Genomic DNA, 459 nt, shown 5'->3' with positions numbered 1-459 from the left:
CCGCACGCAGAAGGTCAAAGCGACGACCTTGACCAAATTCAGGCGGTCGTACAGCCGTTATGTACCAAACCGCTTTCTGGAACGTCCTATCGGATTGCCCGACAAGAAATTCTTCAGGCAACCCGGGATGTGGAACAACTATCCGGATCCCCTTCCACTACTACACCATAAGGAGCCTAATCCCCATGCAATATCCCCTTCGATTAAAATTCGGTCATCACCGGTACGGGTTAAAAGTTCTGGCGTTGGGTTTTTGTCTGATCGCCATGACTGGCTGCGCCAATATGAGCCCCACAGGACAACGCGCACTGAGTGGTGGGGCTATCGGTGCTGCGGGCGGTGCAGTGCTGGGTGCTGTTGTGGGTGGCAATCCGGCCGTAGGGGCCGCAGTGGGCGGTGCAGCAGGAGCAGCAACCGGCGCTTTGATGCACTGAAATCCTGATTCATGACCGGAGGAAA

1 protein-coding gene is annotated in these 459 nt (G+C 55.8%); it reads left to right on the top strand.

What is annotated here, in order from left to right; translation table 11 throughout:
* The first annotated feature begins 185 nt into the window (after window positions 1-185).
* Window positions 186-434 carry a YMGG-like glycine zipper-containing protein gene (locus BLW97_RS18590; protein ID WP_010636705.1) on the top strand — a complete coding sequence of 83 codons (249 nt, stop codon included), beginning with the start codon at window positions 186-188 and terminating at the stop codon, window positions 432-434.
* Window positions 435-459 lie beyond the last annotated feature (25 nt).

Source organism: Acidithiobacillus albertensis (genome assembly GCF_001931655.1).
GTDB lineage: Bacteria > Pseudomonadota > Gammaproteobacteria > Acidithiobacillales > Acidithiobacillaceae > Acidithiobacillus > Acidithiobacillus thiooxidans.
Note: the sequence above shows the minus strand (reverse complement) of the source record. Positions and strands in the feature narration are given on the sequence as shown.